The organism is Haloarcula sp. K1 (assembly GCF_001647155.1).
Lineage (GTDB): Archaea > Halobacteriota > Halobacteria > Halobacteriales > Haloarculaceae > Haloarcula > Haloarcula hispanica.
This window is the reverse complement of record NZ_LRHL01000027.1, coordinates 1-1,210: the sequence shown is the minus strand read 5'-3', so window position 1 is coordinate 1,210 and position 1,210 is coordinate 1. Positions and strand designations below refer to the sequence as shown.

Sequence of the window (1,210 nt, the reverse complement as noted above, 5' to 3'; positions counted from 1 at the left end):
CGAGTCCAGTGGACGCCTGGATCGCACGTACACACGGTTTCATACTCGCCCCCAAGGTGGAGATGGTGGGCGAATCGACCCTTCCCAGGCTCGGTTTCACCCGGCCTGGTGCATCTGTCGTCGTACCATATCCCATCGCCGTCCCACACTTAAGGGGCACGGTTCGGGGCTGGCACGTCGTATGGACCCACTGGGATTTGAACCCAGGGCCTCCGCCTTGCAAAGGCGGCGCTCTCCCGCTGAGCTATGGGCCCGGCAGATCCGCACGGTTGTTAGCCCTGATAGTTCATAGGTGCCCGGTCGACGGAGTTCTCGAACACCGAAAGGTGGGTCAGGCCAGAGGCCTGATCCCGATCAGTAGGAGGTGATCCAGCCACAGATTCCTCTACGGCTACCTTGTTACGACTTAAGCCCCCTTGCNNGTTTCAGCCCGCAATCCGAACTACGACTCCGTTTGGAGATTAGCGTCGCCTCTCGGCGTTGCATCCCACTGTCAGAGCCATTGTAGCCCGCGTGTTGCCCGGTCCATTCGGGGCATACTGACCTACCGTTGCCCGTTCCTTCCTCCGCTTTAGCAGCGGCAGTCCTCCTAGTGTACCCAACTACCTCAAGGGTATTGCTGGCAACTAGAAGTGCGGGTCTCGCTCGTTGCCTGACTTAACAGGACGCCTCACGGTACGAGCTGACGGCGGCCATGCACCTCCTCTCAGTAGCGTCGGGTAAAGTCGTCAACCTGACCGTCATTACTACTGTCGGGACCGGTGAGATTTCCGGCGTTGAGTCCAATTAAACCGCAGGCTCCTCCGGTTGTGGTGCTCCCCCGCCAATTCCTTTAAGTTTCATCCTTGCAGACGTACTTCCCAGGCGGCTCGCTTCTCGGCTTCCCTAGGGCGCAGCGCAGGCTCGTAGCCTACGGCACACCTAGCGAGCATCGTTTACAGCTAGGACTACCCGGGTATCTAATCCGGTTCGAGACCCTAGCTTTCGTCCCTCACCGTCGGGTCCGTCTTCCTGAGGTGGTTTCCCCATTGGTGGTCCGTCCAGGATTACAGGATTTCACTCCTACCCCGGACGTACCCCCCAGGTCTTCCGGCCCCAAGCCGGACAGTTTCCGCTGGACGCCGACGCGTTGAGCGCGTCGATTTCCCAACGGACTTGTCCGGCCGGCTACGGACGCTTTAGGCCCAATAATATCGGCCATCACTTGGAC

At 59.7% G+C, this 1,210-nt stretch carries 1 tRNA gene and 1 rRNA gene; both read right to left on the bottom strand.

Annotated features, from left to right (window positions below):
• Nucleotides 1–182: 182 nt before the first annotated feature.
• Nucleotides 183–254, bottom strand: a tRNA-Ala gene (locus AV929_RS10485).
• 105 nt (nucleotides 255–359) lie between these two features.
• Nucleotides 360–1,210, bottom strand: a 16S ribosomal RNA gene (locus AV929_RS10480); the annotation flags it as partial.